This window comes from Samsonia erythrinae (assembly GCF_004342665.1).
In the GTDB taxonomy this organism is placed as follows: domain Bacteria; phylum Pseudomonadota; class Gammaproteobacteria; order Enterobacterales; family Enterobacteriaceae; genus Samsonia; species Samsonia erythrinae.
Genome location: NZ_SMBY01000006.1, coordinates 194,526 through 218,387 on the forward strand (window position 1 = coordinate 194,526; position 23,862 = coordinate 218,387).

Annotated in this window: 22 protein-coding genes and 1 other annotated feature; of the genes, 7 read left to right on the plus strand and 15 right to left on the minus strand. The window is 52.0% G+C overall.

The window, feature by feature from the left end; genetic code table 11:
• Positions 1-22 precede the first annotated feature (22 nt).
• A complete protein-coding gene (gene ribF / locus EDC54_RS11615) occupies positions 23-964 on the minus strand; it encodes a bifunctional riboflavin kinase/FAD synthetase (RefSeq protein ID WP_132456322.1) in 942 nt (313 codons plus the stop codon).
• Positions 965-1,389: 425 nt separating this feature from the next.
• Here ribF and rpsT point away from each other — a divergent pair, with 425 nt between their 5' ends.
• Complete coding sequence (gene rpsT / locus EDC54_RS11620) at positions 1,390-1,653, plus strand: 30S ribosomal protein S20 (RefSeq protein ID WP_132456324.1); 264 nt, start codon at positions 1,390-1,392, stop codon at positions 1,651-1,653.
• Positions 1,654-1,858: 205 nt separating this feature from the next.
• On the opposite strand, the gene nhaA is transcribed toward rpsT, so the two are convergent.
• The 3 genes from nhaA to dnaK all read right to left on the minus strand — a co-directional run bounded on the left by nhaA (position 1,859) and on the right by dnaK (position 6,423).
• The gene (gene nhaA / locus EDC54_RS11625) at positions 1,859-3,052 is read right to left on the minus strand and encodes a Na+/H+ antiporter NhaA (protein WP_132456326.1); all 1,194 of its coding nucleotides are present in this window, start codon (positions 3,050-3,052) and stop codon (positions 1,859-1,861) included.
• A gap of 222 nt (positions 3,053-3,274) precedes the next feature.
• Positions 3,275-4,408: a molecular chaperone DnaJ gene (gene dnaJ, locus EDC54_RS11630; protein ID WP_132456328.1), complete on the minus strand. Its 1,134-nt coding sequence runs from the start codon at positions 4,406-4,408 to the stop codon at positions 3,275-3,277.
• Between the two features lie 107 nt (positions 4,409-4,515).
• Positions 4,516-6,423, minus strand: coding sequence for a molecular chaperone DnaK (dnaK, locus tag EDC54_RS11635; protein WP_132456330.1), 1,908 nt, complete (start codon positions 6,421-6,423; stop codon positions 4,516-4,518).
• A gap of 456 nt (positions 6,424-6,879) precedes the next feature.
• Between dnaK and satP the strand changes: the two genes are divergently transcribed.
• Positions 6,880-7,455 (plus strand): acetate uptake transporter, encoded by a 576-nt coding sequence (gene satP, locus EDC54_RS11640; RefSeq protein WP_132456332.1) that lies wholly within the window; start codon positions 6,880-6,882, stop codon positions 7,453-7,455.
• Positions 7,456-7,527: 72 nt separating this feature from the next.
• Here satP and EDC54_RS11645 read toward each other — a convergent pair whose 3' ends face one another.
• Together EDC54_RS11645 and mog are read right to left on the minus strand one after the other, a co-directional pair.
• Positions 7,528-8,865 carry an MFS transporter gene (locus EDC54_RS11645; RefSeq protein WP_132456334.1) on the minus strand — a complete coding sequence of 446 codons (1,338 nt, stop codon included), beginning with the start codon at positions 8,863-8,865 and terminating at the stop codon, positions 7,528-7,530.
• A 123-nt stretch (positions 8,866-8,988) separates the two neighbouring features.
• Positions 8,989-9,576 carry a molybdopterin adenylyltransferase gene (mog, locus tag EDC54_RS11650; protein WP_132456336.1) on the minus strand — a complete coding sequence of 196 codons (588 nt, stop codon included), beginning with the start codon at positions 9,574-9,576 and terminating at the stop codon, positions 8,989-8,991.
• 556 nt (positions 9,577-10,132) lie between these two features.
• Here mog and EDC54_RS11655 point away from each other — a divergent pair.
• A complete protein-coding gene (locus EDC54_RS11655; protein WP_132456338.1) occupies positions 10,133-11,221 on the plus strand; it encodes a GGDEF domain-containing protein in 1,089 nt (362 codons plus the stop codon).
• A gap of 72 nt (positions 11,222-11,293) precedes the next feature.
• Here the strand turns inward: EDC54_RS11655 and tal are convergent, their stop codons facing one another.
• The gene (tal, locus tag EDC54_RS11660) at positions 11,294-12,247 is read right to left on the minus strand and encodes a transaldolase (protein ID WP_132456340.1); all 954 of its coding nucleotides are present in this window, start codon (positions 12,245-12,247) and stop codon (positions 11,294-11,296) included.
• A gap of 300 nt (positions 12,248-12,547) precedes the next feature.
• Here tal and yaaA point away from each other — a divergent pair, with 300 nt between their 5' ends.
• Entirely contained in the window at positions 12,548-13,321 is a 774-nt protein-coding gene (gene yaaA / locus EDC54_RS11665) for a peroxide stress protein YaaA (protein ID WP_132456342.1), read from the plus strand.
• A 47-nt stretch (positions 13,322-13,368) separates the two neighbouring features.
• On the opposite strand, the gene thrC is transcribed toward yaaA, so the two are convergent.
• From thrC to EDC54_RS11690, 5 genes are all read right to left on the minus strand, one after another.
• Positions 13,369-14,658: a threonine synthase gene (thrC, locus tag EDC54_RS11670; protein ID WP_132456344.1), complete on the minus strand. Its 1,290-nt coding sequence runs from the start codon at positions 14,656-14,658 to the stop codon at positions 13,369-13,371.
• A 3-nt stretch (positions 14,659-14,661) separates the two neighbouring features.
• Positions 14,662-15,591, minus strand: coding sequence for a homoserine kinase (gene thrB, locus EDC54_RS11675; protein ID WP_132456346.1), 930 nt, complete (start codon positions 15,589-15,591; stop codon positions 14,662-14,664).
• A gap of 2 nt (positions 15,592-15,593) precedes the next feature.
• A complete protein-coding gene (gene thrA / locus EDC54_RS11680; protein WP_132456348.1) occupies positions 15,594-18,053 on the minus strand; it encodes a bifunctional aspartate kinase/homoserine dehydrogenase I in 2,460 nt (819 codons plus the stop codon).
• A 92-nt stretch (positions 18,054-18,145) separates the two neighbouring features.
• Positions 18,146-18,264 (minus strand) — a sequence feature (Thr leader region).
• Positions 18,200-18,298: a thr operon leader peptide gene (gene thrL / locus EDC54_RS18255; protein ID WP_132456350.1), complete on the minus strand. Its 99-nt coding sequence runs from the start codon at positions 18,296-18,298 to the stop codon at positions 18,200-18,202. (Overlaps the previous feature by 65 nt.)
• A gap of 183 nt (positions 18,299-18,481) precedes the next feature.
• The gene (locus tag EDC54_RS11690; RefSeq protein ID WP_132456352.1) at positions 18,482-19,168 is read right to left on the minus strand and encodes a tRNA/rRNA methyltransferase; all 687 of its coding nucleotides are present in this window, start codon (positions 19,166-19,168) and stop codon (positions 18,482-18,484) included.
• A 707-nt stretch (positions 19,169-19,875) separates the two neighbouring features.
• Here EDC54_RS11690 and arcA point away from each other — a divergent pair.
• The gene (gene arcA, locus EDC54_RS11695) at positions 19,876-20,592 is read left to right on the plus strand and encodes a two-component system response regulator ArcA (RefSeq protein WP_132456354.1); all 717 of its coding nucleotides are present in this window, start codon (positions 19,876-19,878) and stop codon (positions 20,590-20,592) included.
• A gap of 56 nt (positions 20,593-20,648) precedes the next feature.
• Here arcA and creA read toward each other — a convergent pair whose 3' ends face one another.
• Positions 20,649-21,128, minus strand: a complete 480-nt coding sequence (creA, locus tag EDC54_RS11700; RefSeq protein WP_132456356.1) for a protein CreA — start codon at positions 21,126-21,128, stop codon at positions 20,649-20,651.
• Positions 21,129-21,332: 204 nt separating this feature from the next.
• Here creA and robA point away from each other — a divergent pair, with 204 nt between their 5' ends.
• Entirely contained in the window at positions 21,333-22,220 is an 888-nt protein-coding gene (gene robA / locus EDC54_RS11705; protein ID WP_132456358.1) for an MDR efflux pump AcrAB transcriptional activator RobA, read from the plus strand.
• On the opposite strand, the gene gpmB is transcribed toward robA, so the two are convergent.
• Positions 22,209-22,859, minus strand: a complete 651-nt coding sequence (gene gpmB / locus EDC54_RS11710; protein ID WP_132456360.1) for a 2,3-diphosphoglycerate-dependent phosphoglycerate mutase GpmB — start codon at positions 22,857-22,859, stop codon at positions 22,209-22,211. The two genes, robA and gpmB, sit on opposite strands and share 12 nt — an antisense overlap.
• A 50-nt stretch (positions 22,860-22,909) precedes the next feature.
• Between gpmB and yjjX the strand changes: the two genes are divergently transcribed.
• A complete protein-coding gene (gene yjjX, locus EDC54_RS11715) occupies positions 22,910-23,449 on the plus strand; it encodes an inosine/xanthosine triphosphatase (RefSeq protein ID WP_132456362.1) in 540 nt (179 codons plus the stop codon).
• Between the two features lie 3 nt (positions 23,450-23,452).
• On the opposite strand, the gene trpR is transcribed toward yjjX, so the two are convergent.
• On the minus strand, positions 23,453-23,800 hold the full coding sequence (gene trpR / locus EDC54_RS11720) for a trp operon repressor (protein WP_132456364.1): 348 nt from the start codon (positions 23,798-23,800) through the stop codon (positions 23,453-23,455).
• Positions 23,801-23,862 lie beyond the last annotated feature (62 nt).

Consider the following 23,862-nt stretch of genomic DNA (forward strand, 5'->3'; position numbering starts at 1 on the left):
GATTTCGTTTCGGCTAGAAAAATTAAACCGGTGTCTGTAACCCGAAAAAGCTCCGGGCTGTCACCACATCATCAGCGATTTGCTGTTTTAACGCGTCAAGCGACGCAAAGCGCTGTTCATTACGGATCTTTTTACGCAGTACCACTTCAATGTGACGACCATAGAGATCCATCGTCACGTCCAGCAAATGCACTTCAAGCTGCTGGCGTTTGTCCCCGGTGACGGTCGGGCGCGTACCAATATTGGCGACGCCCGGTAGCGGTTCTGGCCCCAGCCCATAAACGCTGACGGCATACACGCCGCTAACCGGGGAAACCTGACGTTTCAACGGCAGGTTGGCGGTGGGGAACCCAATGGTTCGTCCCAGTGCTTTGCCATGTTCCACACGCCCGGAAATGCTATAAGGGTGCCCCAGCAAACTTTCCGCCAGCGCTAATTGATCATGGCGGAGGGCCTCGCGTACGGCGGTACTACTGACCCGCCGACCGCCGTTACAGAATGAATCGGTGCTGATAACATCAAAACCCGCTTCATTCCCAGCCTTCTGTAATAACAGGAAATCTCCCTGACGACCAGCCCCGAAGCGGAAGTCATCTCCCACCACCAGAAACTTCACGCCCAGTTTCTTTACCAACAGGGAAGAAACGAACGTCTGTGCATCTATGGCGGCAAAACGCGCGTCAAACCTGACACACAACAGGTAGTCAATGCCGGCCTGCGCCAGATATTTCACCTTGTCACGCAGGCGCGTCAGGCGCGCAGGGGCCTTTTCTGCGGCGAAGAGCTCCAGCGGTTGCGGCTCAAAAATCATCACCATCACCGGCAACCCGCGCGCGCGTCCCTCCTGCTTCAGTCGTTCAAGCAGCATTTGATGACCGAGGTGTACACCGTCAAAATTCCCAATAGTGATCACACAGCCGTAATGGTGCGCCCTAAGATTGTGTATACCGCGAATTAGCTGCATGGCTGGCCCGGAACAAAGGGTTAATATTATGGAAATCGGCGGATTATACCTTGTACAGCGAGTAAGGTTAACCTGCGATTCGCGCCTTTTGCCGCCGCCCTCTAAATCGTCTCGGGATTCGCTCATTTTTTAGCTGAATCATCGGTAAATGACCGCCAGGGACAGAATATCCAGATGGCAGATAACGTACACAGTCCGACTTTACCGAGAACAGACAGAGTATTATCAAATTCAGGACGAATTTATGATGCGAAAAGCTGTATTCCACCGCGTGAAGCTGTTAAAATCCTGCGCCATCACAACGTAACAAGCGTCGACGTACAAACGGCGCTTATTTGCACAAATCCATTGACAAACGAAGGCTAAACGGGCATATTCCTCGGCCTTTGAATTGTCCTCGATAGAATATATTTGGGAGTTGGACCTTGGCTAATATCAAATCAGCTAAGAAACGCGCCGTACAATCCGAGAAGCGCCGCAAGCATAACGCAAGCCGTCGCTCTATGATGCGTACTTTCATCAAGAAAGTATACGCGGCGATCGCGACTGGCGATAAAGAAGCGGCTCAGAAAGCGTTTAGTGACATGCAACCGATCGTGGATCGTCAAGCTAGTAAAGGCTTGATCCACAAAAATAAAGCTGCGCGTCATAAATCCAATCTGGTTGCGCGCATCAACGCCATGCAGTAATCGCACCGCTAAGTGCTGTTGCTAAAAAAACCGGCTCAGGCCGGTTTTTTTGTGTTTGTCATTCACGCCATAGCGGTCGCTGTTCTGCCGCTAAAGCGCACCGGGGCCCCCGCATGCGCCGAATATTGAACAATACATTCATCACGCAGCGACAGATGGCGGAACCGGGCGCTTCCTGACGCTTTTATTTACCACCGGTCTTGTCTCAGAGTTGACAATGCGGGGCGATCTGATTCCGTTTCGGTAATATTCTATGCAAAATCAGATAGCCAAGCAGTGCCACTACCCCGGATGCCAACAAAATGCCGAGCTTGGCGTAGATAATGAATTCCGCGCCGTGAGAAAACGCCAATAGCGTAATGAATATCGACATGGTAAAACCAATGCCGCACAGCACCGACACCGCCACAATCTGACGAAAACAAACGCCAACGGGCAGGTGAGCATAACCTCGTTTTATCGTCAGCCAACTGAACAGGCTCACCCCCAGCGGTTTCCCTATCAACAGCCCTGCCGCAATTCCCAGACTCAACGGAGAAAACAATTTATCGACTTCAATCCCCGTTAAAACAATCCCCGCATTGGCAAACGCAAACAGCGGAATAATCAGGAACGCGACCCATGTTTGCAGGCCATGTTCAAGCGTGGTGGCTGGAGAAGGCTGTCCCTCAGGCGAGCGCAAGGGAATAAAGAAACCGACGATCACCCCTGCCAGCGTCGCGTGAACGCCACATTTCAGGATAAAAACCCACAAAACGCTCCCGACCAGCAAATAGACCGACGTTTTTCTGACATCCTGCCAATTCATATACGCCAGTACCGCCACCGCCAGCAGTGCGCAGCCAAGTGCAGACCATACGATCTGCTGCGTATAAAACAGAGCAATAATCAGGATAGCGCCGAGATCGTCAATAATCGCCAGGGCGAGTAAGAAAACCTTCAGCCCTGTGGGGACTCGCTTGCCCAGTAAGGTCAGCACGCCGACCGCGAACGCGATATCCGTCGCGGTAGGGATCGCCCAGCCGGCACGGGTGACTTCATCATTCACATTGAACAGCAGAAAGATCAGCGCAGGAAAGATCATGCCGCCCACTGCGGCTGCCAGCGGCAACATGGCCTGACGGCGGCTGGCTAACGTCCCTTCCAGCAATTCGCGTTTCACTTCCAGACCAATCAGCAGAAAGAAAATCGCCATCAAGCCGTCGTTAATCCACAACAACAGGTTCTTATTGATTTCCAAATGACCAAACCGCACCTCTACCGGCATCATGAGTAACTGCTGATAGCCAGCGGCGGTAACTGACCAGTTGGCGAATACCATCGCCAAAACCGTCGCGATCATCAGCATGATGCCGGCCGCCGCATCTAATCCAGTAAAGCGGCGAATCATTGTTATCATTAATTCCTCTCCCATTCAGGAACAGATATAAACACTGCAAGCCCGTTCTCTTACAGGCAAGATTACGCAATCTGATACTGCGTTAAAAGCAGATTATCCGGGCTGACAGACCGAAAAGCGCGCCATTAGCGACAGTGGTTCAGAAGGAAGGACAGGTATATAACGAAAAAAACCGGCAGGGTTTACCCTACCGGTCTTCCTGTCCCCGTTAACAGCAAGCCATTAACGCGTCAAATCGTCAAAAAACTTCTTCACACCATCGAAAAAGCTTTTCGAGCGAGGGCTGTTTCTTTCGCCTGATGGGCCACCGAAACTCTCTTCAAGCTCTTGCAGCAGCTGTTTCTGTCGCTCATTCAAATTCACCGGCGTTTCTACCACCACGCGGCACAACAGGTCGCCCTGCGCTCCTCCACGTACCGACTTCACCCCTTTTCCGCGCATACGGAATAGTTTCCCGGTTTGCGTTTCCGCCGGTACTTTCAGCTTCACTCGGCCATCCAGCGTCGGCACTTCAATTTCACCACCTAATGCCGCCATAGCGAAGTTGATTGGCACTTCACAATAGAGATTGTTCTCTTCGCGCTGGAAGATTGGATGCGCTTTTACCTGCACCTGCACGTACAAATCACCTGGCTGCGCACCGTGCTCACCCGCTTCACCCTCACCGGACAAACGGATGCGATCGCCGGTATCCACGCCAGCCGGGATCTTGACCGACAGCGTTTTGCTCTTCTCTACGCGGCCATGACCGTGACATTTATTGCAGGGATCTTTGATGATCTTGCCGCGACCGTGGCAGTGCGGACACGCTTGCTGTACGGTAAAAAATCCCTGACGCATTTGGACCTGACCGTTACCATGACAGGTCGGACAGGTAACCGGAGAACTACCGGGCTTCGCGCCACTCCCATGACACACATCACACTCTTCCAGCGCAGGAATACGGATCTCTTTGGTGACGCCACGTACCGCTTCTTCCAGCGTCAGTTCCATGTTGTAGCGTAAATCGGATCCACGGCTTGCGCGCTGACGACGACCACCGCCAAAAATATCACCGAACACGTCGCCAAAAATATCACTAAAATCAGCACCGCCGCCAAAGCCACCGCCGCCACCGCCCATACCACCTTGTTCAAAGGCCGCATGGCCATACTGATCGTAGGCTGCACGTTTCTGTGCATCGGTGAGGATCTCGTAGGCTTCTTTGATCTCCTTAAATTTGGCTTCCGCCGCACTATCACCGGGATTACGGTCCGGGTGATATTTCATCGCCAGGCGCTTATACGCTTTCTTTATTTCACGCTCATCCGCGTTTTTAGCCACGCCCAGTGTTTCGTAATAATCTTGCTTCGCCATTCTTTTTCCTGCCCTCAACATGCGTGCACGGGCGCAGAGTTTCCCCGACGCCCGTGCTGGTTGCCAGCAACAGCTTTCTGACTGCTACTGCGCCCGCTCAAGGGCGATTACTTTTTATCTTTTACTTCTTCAAATTCGGCATCAACAACATCGTCATCACGACGTGCAGAAGCGTCATCAGCGCCGCTTTCAGCACCCGGTTGCGGCTGAGAAGCTTCGAGCAGTTTGCCGGAAACCTGTACCAAAGCCTGAATCTTCGCCTCGATTTCCGCTTTATCTTCGCCTTTCAGCACGCTTTCCAACGCTTTCAGCGCATCTTCAATGGCGGTTTTGTCATCGGCGGCCAGCTTGTCGCCCACCTCTTCCAACTGCTTACGCGTGCTGTGTAGCAGATGATCGCCCTGATTACGCGTCTGTACCAACTCTTCAAACTTACGGTCGGCTTCAGCGTTCGCTTCCGCGTCGCGTACCATCTTCTGGATCTCGTCCTCGTTCAGACCGGAAGAAGCCTTGATGGTGATTTTCTGCTCGCGACCGCTGTTTTTATCTTTCGCAGAAACGTGCAGGATACCGTCAGCATCGATGTCGAAAGTCACTTCGATCTGCGGCATACCGCGCGGCGCAGGCTGAATACCATCCAGGTTAAACTGGCCCAGAGACTTGTTGTCGTTCGCACGCTTACGTTCACCTTGTAGGACGTGAATCGTTACCGCGGACTGGTTATCTTCCGCCGTTGAGAACACCTGACTATGTTTCGTCGGGATGGTGGTGTTCTTGGCAATCAGCGGGGTCATTACGCCCCCCATCGTTTCAATACCCAGAGACAGCGGAGTCACATCCAGCAGCAGAACGTCTTTCACATCACCAGACAATACCCCACCCTGAACCGCCGCACCAATAGCGACCGCTTCGTCCGGGTTGACGTCTTTACGCGGTTCCTTACCGAAGAAGTCAGCCACTTTCTTCTGTACCAGCGGCATACGTGTCTGACCGCCCACCAGAATCACGTCCTGAACTTCAGAAACAGACAGGCCTGCATCCTGCAATGCCACTTTCAGCGGCTCCAGAGAACGGCTGACCAGATCTTCGACCAGTGATTCCAGTTTCGCACGGGTAACTTTAATATTCAGGTGCTTAGGACCGCTCGCATCCGCCGTGATGTACGGCAGGTTAACATCGGTCTGCTGAGCGGAAGACAGCTCGATCTTGGCTTTTTCAGCTGCTTCTTTCAGGCGTTGCATTGCCAGCGGATCGTTGCGCAGGTCGAAACCTTGCTCTTTCTTAAATTCATCAACCAGATAGTTGATCAGGCGGCTATCGAAATCTTCACCACCCAGGTGAGTATCACCGTTGGTTGCCAGAACCTCGAAGGTTTTTTCGCCATCAACTTCATCAATTTCGATGATGGAAATATCGAACGTACCGCCGCCTAAATCGTAAACCGCGATAGTCCGGTTGCCGACTTCTTTATCCAGGCCGTATGCCAGCGCTGCCGCTGTCGGTTCGTTGATGATACGTTTTACTTCCAAACCGGCGATACGACCGGCATCTTTCGTTGCCTGACGCTGCGCATCGTTGAAGTAAGCCGGTACCGTGATAACCGCTTCGGTAATCGTTTCACCCAGATAATCTTCCGCAGTTTTCTTCATTTTTTTCAGCACTTCGGCTGAAATCTGCGGCGGCGCCATTTTCTGGTCTTTCACTTCCAGCCATGCATCGCCATTATCTGCCGCAATAATTTTGTACGGCATGATGTTGGCATCACGCTGAACTTCTTCATCTTTAAAACGACGACCAATCAAACGCTTGATAGCAAACAGCGTATTTTTCGGGTTAGTCACCGCCTGACGTTTAGCCGGTTGGCCAACCAGAGTTTCACCGTCTTGCGTATAAGCAATGATTGAAGGTGTTGTACGATCGCCTTCGCTATTTTCCAGTACTTTTACCTGCGCACCGTCCATAATCGCAACACAAGAGTTGGTTGTACCCAGGTCGATACCAATAATCTTACCCATCTAAACATCTCCACTAAAAAGTCATATTCGGTGTGGTGGTTAACTCTACTGTGCGGGCGAAATGTTATTTTTCAACAACCCCCCTCGTTTTTCACCAGCAGCGTATTTATTCAATGCCAACCACCGATCTAACGGCCCGACACACGCCTTTACGGCAAGTCTAACTGTTTCGGTTGAAGATAAGATGGGGCCAACATTTCTATCATCAAGGGGGGGAAGACAAAAAAAGTGACCTTTATCCCTCGTGCGATCAAACTATTCAGTCTTACTCATGTTGTATCCATTCCAAACGCCCGATATGATGCCGCGCTCGCCGTAGAAACAAGGGGTTACCCCGACACAAATGGCGGGTAATAACACCTTAAACGACACCTATCCCAACGTGCTTAAGGCAACCGCCAGACTGACGAGCCCAACGCGAAGGGACTATTAATAATCTGTTATTGCAGAGGATTTATGAGCACAAACACGTTGGCGAATCCTGGTCCATTAGGGCTGATGGGCTTCGGGATGACCACTATCCTTCTGAACCTGCATAACGCAGGCTTTTTCCCGCTTTCTTCCATTATTCTCAGCATGGGTATCTTCTACGGCGGTATTGCCCAGATCCTGGCCGGCCTGCTGGAGTACAAAAAAGGGAATACGTTTGGCGTGACGGCGTTTACATCTTATGGCGCATTCTGGCTGACGCTGGTGGCCATTCTCGTCCTGCCTAAAATGGGTCTGGCGGAAGCCAGCGATGCTCAGTTCCTTGGCGTTTTCCTTGGCCTGTGGGGTGTTTTCACGCTGTTTATGTTTTTCGCCACATTCGGCAGCAACCGCATGCTGCAATTCGTCTTCGGCAGCCTGACCGTACTGTTTGCTCTGCTGGCCGTAGGTAACTTCACCGGCAACCACGCGCTGCTCACTTTCGCGGGTTACGAAGGTATCCTCTGTGGCGCCAGCGCCATTTATCTGGCAATGGCAGAAGTGCTGAACGAGAAGTTTGGCCGCTCTGTCCTGCCGATTGGCGCGTGTGGCGCATCCCACTAAGTTCCCCGCTATTCCCGGCAATCGGGCCTTGCCAACGCAAAGCCCGATTGTATTTCGTTCACGGAAATATGTTCACACATCAACGGGCGAACGGCCATGTTCGCCCCTGTCGGCCAAAGATCCCGCATCGGCATTCAGGTCGCGTCGCAAGTAAATCCCCAGCAGCAGTCCCACGGCGGCCAGCGCCAGCACATAGAATGCCGGGGCCAGCGGCGTCGCCTTCATGATTAACGTCACAAAAACGGGCGTCAGGCCGCCAAAAATGGCATAGGAAACATTGTAGGAAAACGAGATCCCTGAAAACCGCACGGCAGCCGGAAATGCCCGCACCATGACATAAGGCACGATGCCAACAACGCCAACGCTGAGTCCCACAGCGCCATAGCTGACAAAGAGTAACAGCGTACTGTTGGCCGCCGAACTGTAAAAAAACCAGTTGCATGCGGCCAACAACACACTCCCAGGGATAAACACGCTGCTGACCCCGAAGCGATCAACCAACAGCCCCGAACCGATGCAGCCGACCATCAACGTAATGGTCGCCAGACAGTTTGCCTGTAGTGCCAGCGCAGCAGGAATGCCGTGCACTTTTTGCAGGTAGGTCGGCGCCATCAAAATCGCGACAACAATGCACGCAGAGAGTAGCCAGGTCAGCAACATGGAAACCACAACCGCACGCTTGTGGTTTAAGACGACTGACTTCAACGGCAGCTCCTCCGCCAGCATTTTCTGCGCCTGCATTGCCATGAAAATGGGCGTTTCCTGTAGCCAGCGACGCAGATACATCGCAATAAGGCCAAATACCCCGCCGAGAAAGAACGGCACGCGCCAGCCGCCGTCCGACATCTGCGCCGGCGTAAACACCGTATTCAGTAGCGTTGCGACCAGCGAGCCCAGCAGAATCCCCATCGTCAGCCCGGCAGTCAGCGTCCCGCAGGCAAAGCCAATACGGGCACGAGGCACATGCTCGGCAACGAAGACCCACGCACCGGGGACTTCACCGCCGATCGCCGCCCCTTGCAGCACGCGCAGCAACAACAATAATAACGGCGCGGCAATACCGATGGCGGCATAGGTTGGCAACAGCCCCATTGCCAATGTCGGCAGTGCCATCATTAAAATGCTCAGGCTGAACATTTTCTTGCGCCCGCGTTTATCGCCAAAGTGCGCCATGATGATGCCCCCAAGGGGACGGGCCAGATAGCCTGCGGCGAAAATACCAAAAGTCTGAACCTGCCGCAGCCACTCAGGGATATCCGGCGGGAAAAAGAGATCGCCAATAACGGCGGCAAAGAAGACAAAAATAATAAAATCGTAAAACTCTAACGCGCCGCCCAGCGCAGCCAGAGACAGCGTTTTATAGTCCTGCCGATTCAACCGGCGGTGGTAGGCGTGTTGTTCCTGATTCATAAGTTACCGTGCATTGCCCGCGTGTGAGTTAATTTCGCCGCGAAGTGTAAAGTAAAAATTACTATATTGGCAAAATTATGCTACAGCAACAAAACTGAACCCTTTGTTTCACATCGCCTGATTTCAGTTTTTTATTTCGCGAACGGCATTTTTAGGACGAAAAGCGACGACGATATCCTCATGGGTTTCAATGTAAGGCCCTTCCAGCAGTTGGATACAATACGGGATGCTGGCAAAAATCCCGGCCACCAGCACCGTGCCCTTATCATCTTTTAACCCTTCCAGCGTTTCCTTAATCGACTTCGGTTGGCCCGGCAGGTTTAGGATCAGCGCCTGTTTACGCAGCACGCCAACCTGACGAGAGAGAATGGCGGTCGGGACGAAACGCAGACCGATCTGCCGCATTTGTTCGCCAAACCCCGGCATCTCCCGATCGGCAACAGCCAACGTAGCGTCGGGCGTGACATCGCGCCGCGCCGGTCCGGTTCCTCCGGTTGTCAGCACCAAGTGACAGCCACGCTCGTCGACCAGTTCACACAGCGTTTGTTCGATCATCGGTTGCTCATCCGGCACCAGACGCGTTTCCACCTCAAAAGGGCTCTTTAAGGCCGCGCTGAGCCATGCCTTAAGCTCAGGAATGCCTTTGTCCTGATAAATCCCACTGGATGCGCGATCGGAGACCGACACCAAACCAATACGCAATACGTTCATAGTAAACCTCGAAGTCAATGATTATTCATCCCTTACCGGCATCAGCGCCGATTTTCCCTCAGTTTGAGTCATTTGGGGAAGTGAGAAACAATTTTATCAGGATATTCAATATGTTCAGTACAGAATTTTCGCGGATAATGTACTCGCGGCACCACCGATAATGTGACACGGTGGATTATGCGCAATTTGATAAGAACGATTAAACGCCGTTTCAAAAAAACCGCATAAGCCGGTGATAATATTTCACGTGATGGAAATAACAAACAACAGAAATAGGCACTCAGGAAACTAGGTTTTACGAAATAAACACAGGAACGGAGAAGCGGGTCGCAGAGCGTGATAGAACCCCACAGGAAAGCAGATAATATGGTAAACTTAAGTCACTTATTTATCGCCAACTATAAGTAGAAAAAAACGATACCTGTCATCCTCAAGTTGCATATGCATTGGCTGTGCCTCCTTCACGAATCACTTACCTGACGTAAGTTCGGGGACGCCTCCTCTTACCGCTTTTCTGCATCTTGAATGAGTTAAGGTATTTACCAAGGAAGTAACCATGAGTGACCTTAAGTATAAGATCTTAAAACTATTCTCACATCCTACCTCCGCCTTCTTTCTGTTCGGGGTTATTTCCTTTTTTATCACTATTTTTCTTATGCATGAAGGCAATAAGAACATTTGGAAGGTCGAGCGACAAAATCTGGATACCACCATCAAGACGTATGAATCCTATAATTCGGGAGGAGAAATTACGGAGAATGATGTCATCCGAAAAACGGGTAGCTACGTCTCAGCCCGCATGAGAACATTTGTATTTAATACGCGTGATACGCGCAGCGAGTGTATTAATCGCTTAGCTTCATCCGACCTGACATTTAATGATATGGCAGTTATCCGCATTTGCCAGAATAAACTCCCATCGATTGGAGAATATGCAGGAAAAGACACACTCACTATAATTTTCCCCGTGCTTTCCCCCACTGATGAATTATTGGGTGTGCGTATCAGAACCTCAGCCGTAGAAGAGCAGCCTTCATTTTTTGAAAACATGGAGTCCCCCGGCTCCGCCGTTGCGACCCTGATTATTGTGTTACTTTGCGCCATGTTAGGTAGCCTGTTGTCGCTTCTGGCGAAGAAATATTTGGTGGAACTCCCCATCCTCGCGCGTTACGACGATCTCACCGGCTATCTGCGACGAGACGCTTTCTTTATGGCGGCCAATAAAGCCCTTAGTCTTGCTAAACTTAGCCGACGCGCCGTTTGTGTCATGCTCATTGATATTGATCATTTTAAACTCGTGAACGATAACTTTGGTCACTGCGCTGGTGACAATGCCTTGAAATTTGTTGCCGATACATTCAGAAAATCATTCCGGCGCGAAGATATTTTTGGCCGCATTGGCGGCGATGAATTTGCTGCCGTTTTACCGAACACTGAATTAGAGGATGCATATAAGATCGTCGAAAGGGCGCGAGAAAGAATTAGCGCAACCCCTTGTGAAACAGCAGACGAAAAAATCTGGCTGGCGGTCAGTATCGGGTTGGTCGAGTACCATATTGCAGGGGAAGATCTGAGTGAAGTGATGAAACGCGCGGATGAGAAGCTTTATATCGCGAAGAAAGTACGTAATACGACGGTAAGGTAGATTTAAGAGCTCCCCGGCGCGGCGCACAGACAAAAATAGCCGGTATTCCGGCTATTTTCATCAACAGAAAACTTACAGTAAATCCGCAATCATTTTTTCCAGTTTTTCCTGGTCGATGGCGAATTTACGAATCCCATCGGCCAGTTTATCAACCGCCATCGGATCCTGATTATGCTGCCAGTAGAACTCCGCTTCCGTCATTTTCGCCGGACGTACCTTCACGTCTCCCGTATAAGAAAGTTTACGCACCACTTCGCCTTCGCTTTCCGACAGTTCTTTTAACAGCGCAGGAGCAATCGTCAGGCGGTCGCATCCTGCCAATTCCAGAATCTCACCGACGTTACGGAAGCTGGCGCCCATGACCACCGTTTCATAACCGTGTTCTTTGTAATAGCTGTAAATTTCGCTGACGGAAACCACGCCCGGATCTTCATGCGGCTCGAACGCTTTCTTGTCGCCGTTGGCTTTGTACCAGTCAAGAATACGGCCAACGAAGGGTGAAATCAGGAACACGCCCGCCTCCGCACAGGCGCGCGCCTGGGCAAAGGAAAACAGCAGCGTCAGGTTACAGTTAATACCTTCTTTTTCCAGTTGCTCAGCGGCACGAATGCCCTGCCAGGTTGAGGCCAGCTTAATCAGAATGCGCTCGTTGCTAATGCCCGCATCGTTGTACAACTTGATCAGGCGCTTTGCCTTCGCCACGCTGGCTTCGGTGTCATAAGACAGACGCGCATCCACCTCGGTGGAAATACGGCCGGGGATCAATTTTAAAATTTCAAGACCAATATTTACCGCCAGCTTATCCGTCGCATCCACAACCTGCTGTTGGCGATCGCTGCTCTGCTCACGCGCCCAAACGACAGCATCATCAATCAGCTTACGGTATTCAGGAATTTGTGCAGCGTTCAGAATCAGAGAAGGGTTGGTCGTGGCATCTTGCGGTTGGTACAGTTTCATTGCCGCAATATCACCGGTATCAGCTACAACCGTGGTCAATTGGCGTAGGGAGGTCAATTTATCCGTCATGTTGGCATGTCTCGTTGTTTGTATATGGTGCTCGTGAATGAAAATAGCTCGTATTATAATCGATTTATTCTCTAATCTGGTGGCCGACTGTGTTGCCAGAATCTGATAATAACACGCGCACTTTACCGTGCAAGCCAGCCGTTAATCCGTTGCTAAACCGTTACCGCAATGGCGCCTCCAGCCCCACCCCACAGAAAATACGGCGCGTGAAAGATGAAACGTATTGTTGCTATCGCCACTTTCTCATCGGGTTCTTGCTATAGTAGAAAAATCAAAAATCGGACCGACAGGATATGGCGCATGCTTATTACTCTTTCACCCGCAAAAACGCTCGACTATACCAGTCCGTTGGCTACCACTCGTTACACACAGCCGGAGCTACTCGACTATTCCAGCCAGCTTATTGACGAGTGTAAGACTCTGACGCCCGCAAAAATTGCCTCTCTGATGAGCATCAGCGATAAACTGGCCGATCTGAACGCCGGGCGTTTTAATGATTGGCAACCGAACTTCACGCCGGAGAATGCGCGTCAGACGCTATTGGCGTTTAAGGGTGACGTCTACACCGGATTAGCCGCAGAAAATTTCACTGAAGAGGATTTCGATTTCGCACAGCAGCATCTGCGTATCCTGTCAGGCCTGTATGGCGTGCTACGTCCGCTGGATTTGATGCAGCCTTACAGACTGGAAATGGGCACCAAACTGGAAAATAAATCCGGCAACGATCTCTACAGTTTCTGGGGCGATATCATCACTGAAAAGCTGAATCAGGCGCTGCGGGAGCAAGGTGACGATATACTGATTAATCTGGCCTCGGACGAGTATTTCAAAGCCGTGAAGCCGAAAAAGCTCAATGCCCGCTTGATCAAACCCATATTTCTGGATGAGAAGAATGGCAAATTCAAAGTGATCAGCTTTTACGCCAAAAAAGCGCGCGGCCTGATGAGTCGCTTTATTATTCAAAACCGCCTGACGCAACCAGAGCAGTTACAGGCCTTTAATCTGGAAGGCTACGCCTTTGAAGCGGCGGAGTCGTCTGCCGATGAGCTGGTGTTTAAACGCCACGAACAGTGAGATAGCCCTGAAGCGAAAGGCGGCGCAAACGCCGCCTTGCCGTCAACTTAGTCCGGCAGAGATAGCAGGAACTCACGCAGCTTCGCGAAATCATCCGGGAAGTTATGCGACAGTAAATCCAGACCGGCGCGCTCTGCCAGCGCCTCCGGCAATTCCAGTTCTTTGCCCAGAATCGCTTCTACGCTTTCCTTGAATTTTGCCGGGTGCGCCGTCCCCAGGAACAGACCGAACTCACCGGGTTGCAGTTGATCGCGCAGCAGGCGATAAGCAATCGCCGCATGGGGTTCAGAGATGTAACCCAAGGCGTCCAGCTCATGCATCGCGGCTTTCGTGGTCTCATCGCTCACCGCGCCGAAGCCCAGCATGTTTAACTGCCAGTTTTTACGCCGGAACAGCTCTTCCACGCGCGGCCAGTTGTTCGGCTGGCTCACATCCATCGCATTGGATAACGTTGCCACCGTTTTATTCGGTTCCCAATTCCCGCTGCTCAGGAAGCGCGGAACAGTGTCATTCGCATTAGTCGCAGCGATGAAGCGCTTAATCGGCAGTCCCAGGGATTTCGCCAGCAGCCCGGCGGTCAGGTCGCCAAAGTTACCGCTCGGCACGGAAACCACCAGCTGATTACGCGCCGCCTGCGGCAGTTGCGCCACCGCTTCGAAGTAGTAGCAAATTTGCGCCAGCAGGCGGCTGATATTGATCGAGTTCGCGGAGTTCAGGCCAATGGCCTTTTTCAACGCTTCATCATCAAAGGCTTTTTTCACCAGCGCCTGACAGGCGTCGAAATCGCCATCGATGGCGACAGTGTGAATATTTCCCCCCAGCGTACAGAACAGTTTTTCCTGCAATGGGCTGATCTTGCCACGCGGGTAAAGGATGACAACGCGAACGTTTTCCAGTCCGTAAAACGCATGTGCAACCGCCGCCCCGGTATCGCCAGAGGTGGCCGTCAGAATGGTGATTTTCTCATCACCGGAGACTTCAGTCAGCATCTGCGCCATAAAACGGCCGCCAAAGTCTTTAAACGCCAGCGTCGGGCCGTGGAACAGTTCCAGAGTGGCGATATCTTCTGCCACTGGCGCGACGGGCGCCAGAAACGCAAAGGCGGCTTTGACACGCTCGAACACCGTTTCCGGCGCGATTTCATCGCCGATATACGCAGACAGAATACGGCTGCTACGCGTCACGAAATCCAGCGACAGCAGCGCATCGATATCGTTACGATCAAATTCCGGCAGGTCCTGCGGGAAAAATAATCCCTGCTGACTCCCCAGCCCTTGCTTGATGGCCTGAGCAAAACTGACCTGCTCGTTATGATCTTTAAGATTGTACAGTTTCATGCGTTATCCCAGTTGTCGTGCGCCAGTCGTATCCAGACGGCAAATATGAACAAAACCTTCATCATTCTGCAAATAATTATCCCGTAGCCAGTCAGCCAGACGCTGTGCGCTGGCCACATCGTTGCAAACGGAAAATAATGTCGGACCAGAGCCGGAAATACCGCAGGCCAGCGCCCCAATATCTTCCGCTGCCTGGCGAGCAGCAGCAAAGCCGGGCAGTAATTTAGTACGATAAGGCTCCGCGATGACATCCTTCATCAATTTCGCCGCCAGACTCGCCTGCCCGGTATGACAAGCATGGATGAAGCCCGCCAGATAGCGGCCATGGCTGATGCAATCCTGACGACGATACTGCGCAGGCAGAATGGCGCGCGCTTCAGCGGTTGATACTTTGATCCCCGGATAGGCCATTACCCACAGCCAGTCATCGAACGATGGCACAGGCTGGCTGATAATTCCGTTTTCTTCCAACATCAGTTGGACGCCGCCGAGAAAACACGGAGCGACGTTATCATAATGGACACTGCCGGAAATCCGCCCTTCCAGTTCGCCCATCAGCGCCAGTAAACGGGTGTCATCCAGCGGCTTGCCGCAAAATTCGTTCATCACCATTAGCCCGGCGACAACAGAACAGGCGCTGGAACCGAGTCCTGAGCCAATCGGCATATTTTTTTCAAGCGTCATCGCCACCGGCACGGTTTTGCCGATTTCCTGACAGAAACGCTCCCAACATTGGTACACGATGTTTTCTTTTGGATTGTCCGGCAATTTGCTGACAAAACGTCCTTCGTTACGCAGGCTGAACAGTTCGGCGGCTTCAACAGAGACGCAATCCCCCAGCAGCGAACCGTCTACGGGCGAAACGGCAGCCCCCAGCACATCAAACCCCACGCTGACGTTACCGATTGATGCAGGTGCATACACCTTAACCATAATTATGCTCCCAACTTCCATGACAAAGTGCGCAGCAAATCTGCGAACACACCGGCAGCGGTAACATCGTTACCCGCGCCATAACCGCGTAATACGAGCGGCAGTGGCTGATAATAACGGCTGTAGAATGCCAGCGCATTTTCGCCATCTTTGACTTTAAACAGCGGATCGTTGCCGCCAACGGCACCGATCTCGACCTTGCAGCGACCTTCTTCAATGACGCCGACATAGCGCAACACTTTACCTGCATCGCGCGCTTGTGCAACGCGGCTGGCGAACTCGTCGTCTATCGCCGGCAGGCGTTGCATGAAGCTGTCGACATCGCCGGAGGCATCGAAACTGGCTGGCAGGACAGATTCCACGTCAATGTCGCTCAGTTCCAGTTGATAACCGGCCTCACGCGCCAGAATCAGCAGTTTACGCGCGACGTCCATCCCCGAGAGATCGTCACGCGGATCGGGTTCGGTATAGCCTTTCTCTTTCGCCAGCCGGGTCGCTTCCGACAGCGACATGCCCTCATCCAGCTTGCCGAAAATGAACGACAGCGAACCGGAAAGAATGCCGGTAAAGCGAATCAGCTCATCCCCCGCATTCAACAGATTTTGCAGGTTCTCAATCACCGGCAGACCTGCACCGACGTTGGTGTCATACAGGAAACGACGGCGGGATTTTGCCGCCGCGCTACGTAGCTGATGATAATAATTCATCGAACCGGTGTTAGCCTTCTTGTTTGGCGTGACGACGTGGAAGCCATCGGCCAGAAAATCAACGTACTGATCGGCTACGGCCTGATTCGACGTACAGTCGACAATCACCGGGTTGAGCAGATGATACTCTTTGACCAGACGAATCAGACGCCCCAGATTGAACGGTTCACGGGCCTTAGCCAGTTCTTCACGCCAGTTATCCATCGCAATGCCGTTGATATTGGTCAGCAAAGCTTTCGAGTTGGCAATCCCACACACGCGCAGGTCGATATGTTTATCCTTAAGCCATGGCTGCTGACGGTGGATCTGTTCCAACAGCGCCCCGCCCACGCCCCCCACCCCAATGACAAACACGTCGATCACCTGATCGGTGTTAAACAGCATCTGGTGCGCGACGCGCACGCCGGTGGTGGCGACATCGTTGTTCACCACAACGGAGATAGAACGCTCGGACGATCCCTGTGCGATAGCCACGATATTGATATTCGCCGTCGCCAACGCAGAAAACAGACGGGCCGACAAACCACGCAGCGTGCGCATGCCGTCCCCCACGACAGAGAGGATCGCCAGACGCTCCATCACATCCAGCGGTTCCAAAAGTCCTTCTTTCAGTTCCAGATAGAATTCGTCTTCCAGCGTTTTTCGAGCGCGCGCCAGTTCGTTTTGCGATACGCAAAAACTAATGCTGTATTCAGAGGAAGACTGCGTGATCAGCACGACCGAGATACCTGCGCGCGACATCGCAGCAAACACGCGCGCGGCCATCCCGATCATGCCTTTCATGCCGGGACCCGATACGTTGATCATCGCCATATTATTCAGGTTGGTGATGCCTTTCACCGGGTACTGCGTGTCGGTGCAGTCTACGCCGATCAGCGTGCCGGGAGCCTGAGGGTTTTCGGTGTTTTTGATTAGGCAGGGGATCTGGAACTGGGCAATGGGGGCGATGGTACGGGGGTGGAGAACTTTGGCGCCGAAATAGGACAGCTCCATCGCCTCCTGATAGGACATCGACTTCAGTAACCGCGCATCCGGCACCTGACGCGGATCGCAGGTATAAACGCCGTCGACATCCGTCCAGATTTCACAGCAGTCCGCCCGCAAACACGCGGCGAGGACGGCGGCGGAGTAATCCGAACCGTTACGCCCCAGCACCACCAGTTCGCCCTTTTCGTTGCCAGCGGTAAAGCCCGCCATCAGGATCACATGATCTTTTGGAATCGCGCTCTCAGCGATACGGCGAGTCGACTCGACAATATCCACGGCGGATTCCAGATAATGTCCTTGCGCCAGTAGCTTCTCAACCGGATCGATCACCGATACGCCATAGCCGCGGGCCTGAAAGACCGCTTCCATGATGGCGATAGACAGTTTTTCCCCCCGGCAGATAATCGAAGCGTTCACGCTGTCAGGGCACTGGCCTAACAGCGCGATGCCATGCAGAACATGCTTCAACTGTGCAAATTCCTGCTCCACCAGCGTCTTAAGGCGCGCGGAGTCAAAACCGGGTTGAGATTCGGCCAGACCTTGCAGCAGCGAAGAGAAGATCGTTTCCGCGTCGTTCAAATGAGGCAGGATATCGAGCCCGGCGACGGTTTTCTCAATCATGGCCACCAGATGGTTGGTAATTTTTGCCGGTGCGGACAAGACGGTCGCCACCTGCCCCTGACGCGCGTTGTTTTCGATAATATCGGCAACGCGAGCAAAGCGCTCCGCATTCGCTACTGAAGTCCCGCCAAATTTCAACACTCGCATTTTTATTTCTTCTCCTGAATTTCTGCCAACCTAAACACCGGAAGCGTCTTTATATAAACCGCAAACAGCGGCAATGAGGGATAACCTGCCGTAAAAAAAAAGCCCGCACTATTCGGTGCGGGCTTTTTCTGGATTCTTTATATGCGTCAGCCCGCACCGTTACTGGTTGTACCGGTGATGGTAATAATAATCGTGGCGATCAGGCTGATAGTGCGCATGCTAAATCGAGTCTCATTAAAAGTCATGTTATCTGCCCTATTAGTTAGGGCAATCGCCCTTTGAAGTCAATGGATTTCTTTTTTTTCTTCTTAACGGACACAATCTGCTTGCGGCTAAAGCCACTGCCGAAACAGGAATAAACCGCATGAATTGTTGCTGAAATACCGCCTTCAACAGGTTCAACTGTAAACAAAATCATTACCGCTATCTTATTTTGACAGCTTTTTTTCAATATCATGCAACAAGCGATGGAGCATTGCCGTATCTCGTTGCTCTAAACGACCCAGACGCTGATGCAGCCAGTTACGTAGTTTCTCATCCTCTGCTACCGCCAAATTCACCAGTAGCCGATCCAGACGATCGCGCAGCGCCAATAATTGACCGGCGTCCGGAATCCATGCCTTCTGCGGTTCGACCTGCATCAGCGCCGCCAGTTGGTAACAATACACCATCACCGCCTGACCAAGATTCAGCGAGGGGTAATCCGCATTCATCGGCACGCCCGTCAACACATCCGCCAGTTCCAGTTCTTCATTCGTCAGGCCGACATCTTCCCGGCCAAATACCAGCGCCGCTGAAGCCATCCACGCCGCCTTCTCTTGCAATACGCCAGTCAGTTCAGTTGGCGTGCAGTAATAGCGAAATTTGGCCCGGCTACGCGCGGTGGCGGCTACCGTAAAATCGACATCCTTGAGCGCCGCGGCAAGCGAGGGAAATGTCTGTACGCCATCCAGAATATCCCCCGACCCATGCGCAACCCAGCGTGCCGCCGGATCCTGATGCGCAACGCTGCCGACAATACGCAAGCTGCGAAATCCCATCGTTTTCATCGCACGGGCAGCCGCCCCTACGTTCTCTGCCCGTGCGGGCTCAACCAAAATAATATGAAACTGCATATTCTCCCCAATACGGATTACAAACACACTGCCGCTACGCCGCCCGCCATCAATCAACAATCTTGAACACAACGGTTGCCGCAGGAAAATTAACAATAACCCAACAGAATTTCAGGCATCAACGCGGCTTTCGGTAGGATACATCAATGACGCCCAAACGGTGGGATCGGAGGGAAATACCAAAGGGAAAACAAGATAAGTTTCATTATTTCAATGAATTGCTAAATCTTCCGTCGACCAGGTTGCCTCAATCATCATCATTGGCATTTGCCGGGCGCAATCGTTCATAAAAAGCGCTAAATTGTGACGTAAACTAGCAATCCTATAAGTGTTTATCACAAAATAGTTAACGTGCTAAAATGAAATTTGATATATGTCAACAGAACCGTAGATTTATCAACAAGCAAAATCAGTGCTTGCTGTTATGTTGCTGTTAATGAGGTTAAACTGTGCGCTACTTTGGGCGCATAGTGAAATTAGCGCCACACTCACCCGTTAGACGTACATCTAAACGGGTAGAAAATGAACACCAGTAACGCAATTTACGTACTTGAGTCTGATGTTGAGCGAGAGTGTAGATTTACCTCGAAAAGCTCCAGGGAAATACCCGGAATAACTGGTTTTGTAACCAGAAGCCAGCAGGGTATGACAGCGACTTCTGTACTTCCGATTTCTATAATTTAAGTTGGCAATTTTAGGTAGCAAACATGCAGACGCCGCACATTCTTATTGTTGAAGACGAGTTGGTAACTCGTAATACCCTCAAAAGCATTTTTGAGGCGGAAGGATACGTTGTTTACGAGGCCACTGACGGCGCAGAAATGCACCACATTTTATCCGAAAATGACATCAATCTGGTGATCATGGACATCAACCTGCCGGGGAAAAACGGTCTGTTGCTGGCGCGTGAACTGCGTGAACAGGCGGCGGTCGCTTTAATGTTCCTGACCGGTCGTGATAATGAGGTCGACAAGATCCTCGGTTTGGAAATCGGTGCGGATGATTACATCACCAAGCCATTCAACCCACGTGAGCTGACGATCCGCGCACGTAACCTTCTGTCACGCACCATGAATCTGGGCAGCGTCACCGAAGAGCGTCGTCTGGTGGAAAGCTATCGTTTCAACGGTTGGGAGCTGGATATCAACAGCCGCTCGCTGATTAGCCCGACAGGCGAGCAATATAAGCTTCCGCGTAGCGAATTCCGCGCCATGCTGCATTTCTGTGAAAACCCGGGCAAGATCCAGTCTCGCGCCGAGTTGCTGAAGAAAATGACCGGTCGCGAGCTCAAGCCGCATGATCGCACCGTTGACGTAACGATCCGCCGCATTCGCAAGCATTTCGAGTCCACGGCAGATACGCCGGAGATCATCGCCACGATCCACGGGGAAGGCTACCGTTTTTGCGGCGATCTGGAAAACTAATCCCATTCAGCCGGAACAGGCGCTGTTCCGGCTGTTTTCACTCTTCTTATCGTTCGTTACTCACTCTTCCCCCACGGCATCACCGGCACCGCGCTTAACGCATTTTTTGGCGACCCCTCAACCAGTCGATCGGAGTAAGTGAGATAAACCAGCGCATTGCGCTTTTTATCGTAAAACCTAACCACCTGCAATTTCTTGAACACCAATGATGTTCTTTTCTGGAACACCACGACGCCACGATTGCCGCCGTTTTGGATTTTATCGGACAGGGTAATCGGCCCAACCTGCTGGCAGGAAATGGCAGCATCCGACGTATCCTCCGCCAGACCTAATCCCCCTTTGATTCCGCCGGTTTTAGCCCGGCTAATGTAGCAGGTCACGTTTGAAACGTCGGGATCGTCAAAGGCCTCCACCACGATCTTATGATCCGGCCCCAGTAACTTAAAGGTCGTATCGACAGACCCAATCTCTTCTGCATGGGCCACGCCAATGACAGAACACAGCAACCCCAACCTTATGATTTGTTTCATGTTCATATTTCAGACTCTACGATAATTTATGATCGACAATTAATAACTACAATAAAAAGGGAGTATGCAAAATAAATCGCTATAACTACTCCCCTTATCCAAATTACCTGCGGTATATTTTCAAAAATCTTCGGCAGTATCAAAGTGAAAATATTGCTATGATGCGGAATCTCAATAAGTTCGCGTTCAATGTGTTTGATGAGGAAGACTATGGATCAAGCCGGTATCATTCGTGATTTGCTTAACTGGCTGGAAAGCCATCTCGATCAGCCGCTATCCCTTGATCATGTGGCGGCAAAAGCAGGTTATTCCAAGTGGCATCTCCAAAGAATGTTCAAAGATGTAACAGGCCACGCCATTGGTTCGTATATTCGTGCACGACGACTAACAAAAGCGGCGGTTGCACTTTGCCTGACCAGTCGCCCTATCCTCGACATTGCCCTTCAGTACCGTTTTGATTCACAACAAACCTTTACCCGCGCGTTCAAAAAACAGTTTGCCCAAACGCCCGCCTCTTATCGTCGCTCCGATAACTGGAATACGCGCGGCATTCATCCGCCGATCCGGCTCGGTGAATTTACCCTGCCGCAGCCACAATTTGTCACACTCCCGGAAACCAAACTTCTCGGGATAACGCAGACCTATAACTGCCGCCTTGAGCAAATCTGTAACTTCCGATCGGAAATTCGCGTCCACTACTGGCGCCAGTTTTTAGGGGAAACCCGCACCATTCCGCCCGTCCTTTATGGATTACATCATTCACAGCCGAGTAAAGAAAAAGACGACGAACAGGAAGTGCTCTACACCACCGCACTGGAACCGAAGTATCTGCCTGACGATGTCCATACGGGTGAACCGATTACGCTCCCGGGCGGCGACTATGCGCTGTTCGTCTTTGAAGGGCCGACAGACGAACTACAGGATTTTATCATTACGCTGTACGATACCTGTCTGCCGACCTTCCAACTCACACGCCGAAAAGGCTTTGACGCCGAGCGTTTTTACACCAAACGCGAACCCGATGAAGAGATCCCAGAAATCATCCGCTGCGAATATCTTATCCCCATCCAGCACACTGAACTTTTATCAGCGCTGTAGCTCATCCAGTGCCGGGATATCCAAATGAGCGATATCCCCGGCTGTTTCGACCACCCAGCCTGGCGCCAGCCACGGACTTTGCTGATAGTCGATGCGCGACAAGGAGCAGTTGCGCAGGCGCAGGCGACGCTCTGCCGATGCCGGTAATCCCAGGACTGTACTGAGCAGGCACCCCAGCGCCATACCGTGACTGACCAAAAGCGGCCGACTTCCCGCGGGCAATTCCAGACAACGATCCAGCACCCGATGCATGCGCGCGGCCACCTCCTCCATCGATTCGCCTTCCGGGATGCGACCATCTGGCGTACCATCAACCAGCTGTCTGCGCCACCCCTCTTCTTCTGCGGTTAACGCATCCAGATCGCGTGCTTCCAATACACCCATATTCAGTTCACGCAACCGAGGCTCCAGGATTATCTGGCAATCATCACAAGATTTAGCGATGATTTCCGTTGTCTGGCATGTCCGGCCAAGATCGCTGGTAAGAATATGCGTGATCCCTAACGTCCTGATTCGTTGAGCAACCTGCTGCGCCTGCTGCTCGCCTCTTGGCGTCAGCGCACTGTCCGATTGACCTTGAATACGTCGAGACACATTCCACTCGGTTTCGCCGTGGCGAACAAGATATACCTGTAACATGGTTATTTTCCGTTATACTGCGTCAAATTAACTAAAGGTACGAAACTGTTATGTATCACGTTGTGGCTGCAACTACCAACCCGGCAAAAATTAAGGCTATTACTCTGGCATTTAACGACGTCTTCGGCGCAGAAAACTGTCGCATTGAGGGCGTTGACGTCGACAGCGGCGTCCCGCGTCAGCCTCTCGGCTCGACCGAAACCCGAACCGGCGCCAGAAACCGCGTTATGATGGCTCGTCAGGTACGACCAGAAGCCGATTTTTGGGTCGGTGTAGAAGCCGGCATTGAAGAAAGTATGACCTTCGCCTGGATGGTCATCGAAAACACCAACCTGCGCGGCGAATCGCGCTCCGCCAGTCTGGTTCTACCAGCCAGTATATTACATGGCATCCGCGAGGGGCGGGAGTTAGGTGATGAAATGGAGCGTCTGACGGGCATTCAGAATATTAAACACAAGGGCGGGGCCATCGGCGTCTTTACCGACGGCAAATTGTCACGCACCAGCGTGTACCATCAGGCGCTGCTGCTGGCGTTGGTGCCGTTCCACAACCCTATCTACCAGATTCCTGTTCAGGCCGCCAAATCGTAACGACTAGGAGCCGTTATTCGACGATTTATCTGCTGACAGCAACTGCGCTTCCAGCCAGCTTTTCAAGGCGGGGGGCGCGGCTTTCAAACTGTTTGAACCGCGAGTAATCGTGGCGATCCCCGCACCCAGTTCACTTTTCAGCTCACGCTGGCTCATTTCCCCCCGCATCAGCTCCTGCACAATTTTGACCCGCGTCCCCAATGCGGCGCGCTCATCCGGCGTCAGCAGCAGTTGCAGCAGCGGCAACTGGAGATCTTGTTCGATAGACTGCTGCAATAACGCCACAAAGCGTAGCCAATGCGCATTGTCTTGTTCAGAGAGTGCCGGGTCATTCAGCGATAGTGGAGTCATAACGGGCTACCATACTATTTAACTAGTACGACATGATAACATACATTTTGGAAACGATCGCA

Excerpts from the sequence above, each read along its gene's own strand:
- ribF (WP_132456322.1), bottom strand. The coding sequence starts at position 964 with ATGCAGCTAATTCGCGGTATACACAATCTTAGGGCGCACCATTACGGC.
- nhaA (WP_132456326.1), bottom strand. The coding sequence starts at position 3,052 with ATGATAACAATGATTCGCCGCTTTACTGGATTAGATGCGGCGGCCGGC.
- dnaJ (WP_132456328.1), bottom strand. The coding sequence starts at position 4,408 with ATGGCGAAGCAAGATTATTACGAAACACTGGGCGTGGCTAAAAACGCG.
- dnaK (WP_132456330.1), bottom strand. The coding sequence starts at position 6,423 with ATGGGTAAGATTATTGGTATCGACCTGGGTACAACCAACTCTTGTGTT.
- satP (WP_132456332.1), top strand. The coding sequence starts at position 6,880 with ATGAGCACAAACACGTTGGCGAATCCTGGTCCATTAGGGCTGATGGGC.
- EDC54_RS11645 (WP_132456334.1), bottom strand. The coding sequence starts at position 8,865 with ATGAATCAGGAACAACACGCCTACCACCGCCGGTTGAATCGGCAGGAC.
- mog (WP_132456336.1), bottom strand. The coding sequence starts at position 9,576 with ATGAACGTATTGCGTATTGGTTTGGTGTCGGTCTCCGATCGCGCATCC.
- EDC54_RS11655 (WP_132456338.1), top strand. The coding sequence starts at position 10,133 with ATGAGTGACCTTAAGTATAAGATCTTAAAACTATTCTCACATCCTACC.
- tal (WP_132456340.1), bottom strand. The coding sequence starts at position 12,247 with ATGACGGATAAATTGACCTCCCTACGCCAATTGACCACGGTTGTAGCT.
- yaaA (WP_132456342.1), top strand. The coding sequence starts at position 12,548 with ATGCTTATTACTCTTTCACCCGCAAAAACGCTCGACTATACCAGTCCG.
- thrC (WP_132456344.1), bottom strand. The coding sequence starts at position 14,658 with ATGAAACTGTACAATCTTAAAGATCATAACGAGCAGGTCAGTTTTGCT.
- thrB (WP_132456346.1), bottom strand. The coding sequence starts at position 15,591 with ATGGTTAAGGTGTATGCACCTGCATCAATCGGTAACGTCAGCGTGGGG.
- thrA (WP_132456348.1), bottom strand. The coding sequence starts at position 18,053 with ATGCGAGTGTTGAAATTTGGCGGGACTTCAGTAGCGAATGCGGAGCGC.
- thrL (WP_132456350.1), bottom strand. The coding sequence starts at position 18,298 with ATGACTTTTAATGAGACTCGATTTAGCATGCGCACTATCAGCCTGATC.
- EDC54_RS11690 (WP_132456352.1), bottom strand. The coding sequence starts at position 19,168 with ATGCAGTTTCATATTATTTTGGTTGAGCCCGCACGGGCAGAGAACGTA.
- arcA (WP_132456354.1), top strand. The coding sequence starts at position 19,876 with ATGCAGACGCCGCACATTCTTATTGTTGAAGACGAGTTGGTAACTCGT.
- creA (WP_132456356.1), bottom strand. The coding sequence starts at position 21,128 with ATGAACATGAAACAAATCATAAGGTTGGGGTTGCTGTGTTCTGTCATT.
- robA (WP_132456358.1), top strand. The coding sequence starts at position 21,333 with ATGGATCAAGCCGGTATCATTCGTGATTTGCTTAACTGGCTGGAAAGC.
- gpmB (WP_132456360.1), bottom strand. The coding sequence starts at position 22,859 with ATGTTACAGGTATATCTTGTTCGCCACGGCGAAACCGAGTGGAATGTG.
- yjjX (WP_132456362.1), top strand. The coding sequence starts at position 22,910 with ATGTATCACGTTGTGGCTGCAACTACCAACCCGGCAAAAATTAAGGCT.
- trpR (WP_132456364.1), bottom strand. The coding sequence starts at position 23,800 with ATGACTCCACTATCGCTGAATGACCCGGCACTCTCTGAACAAGACAAT.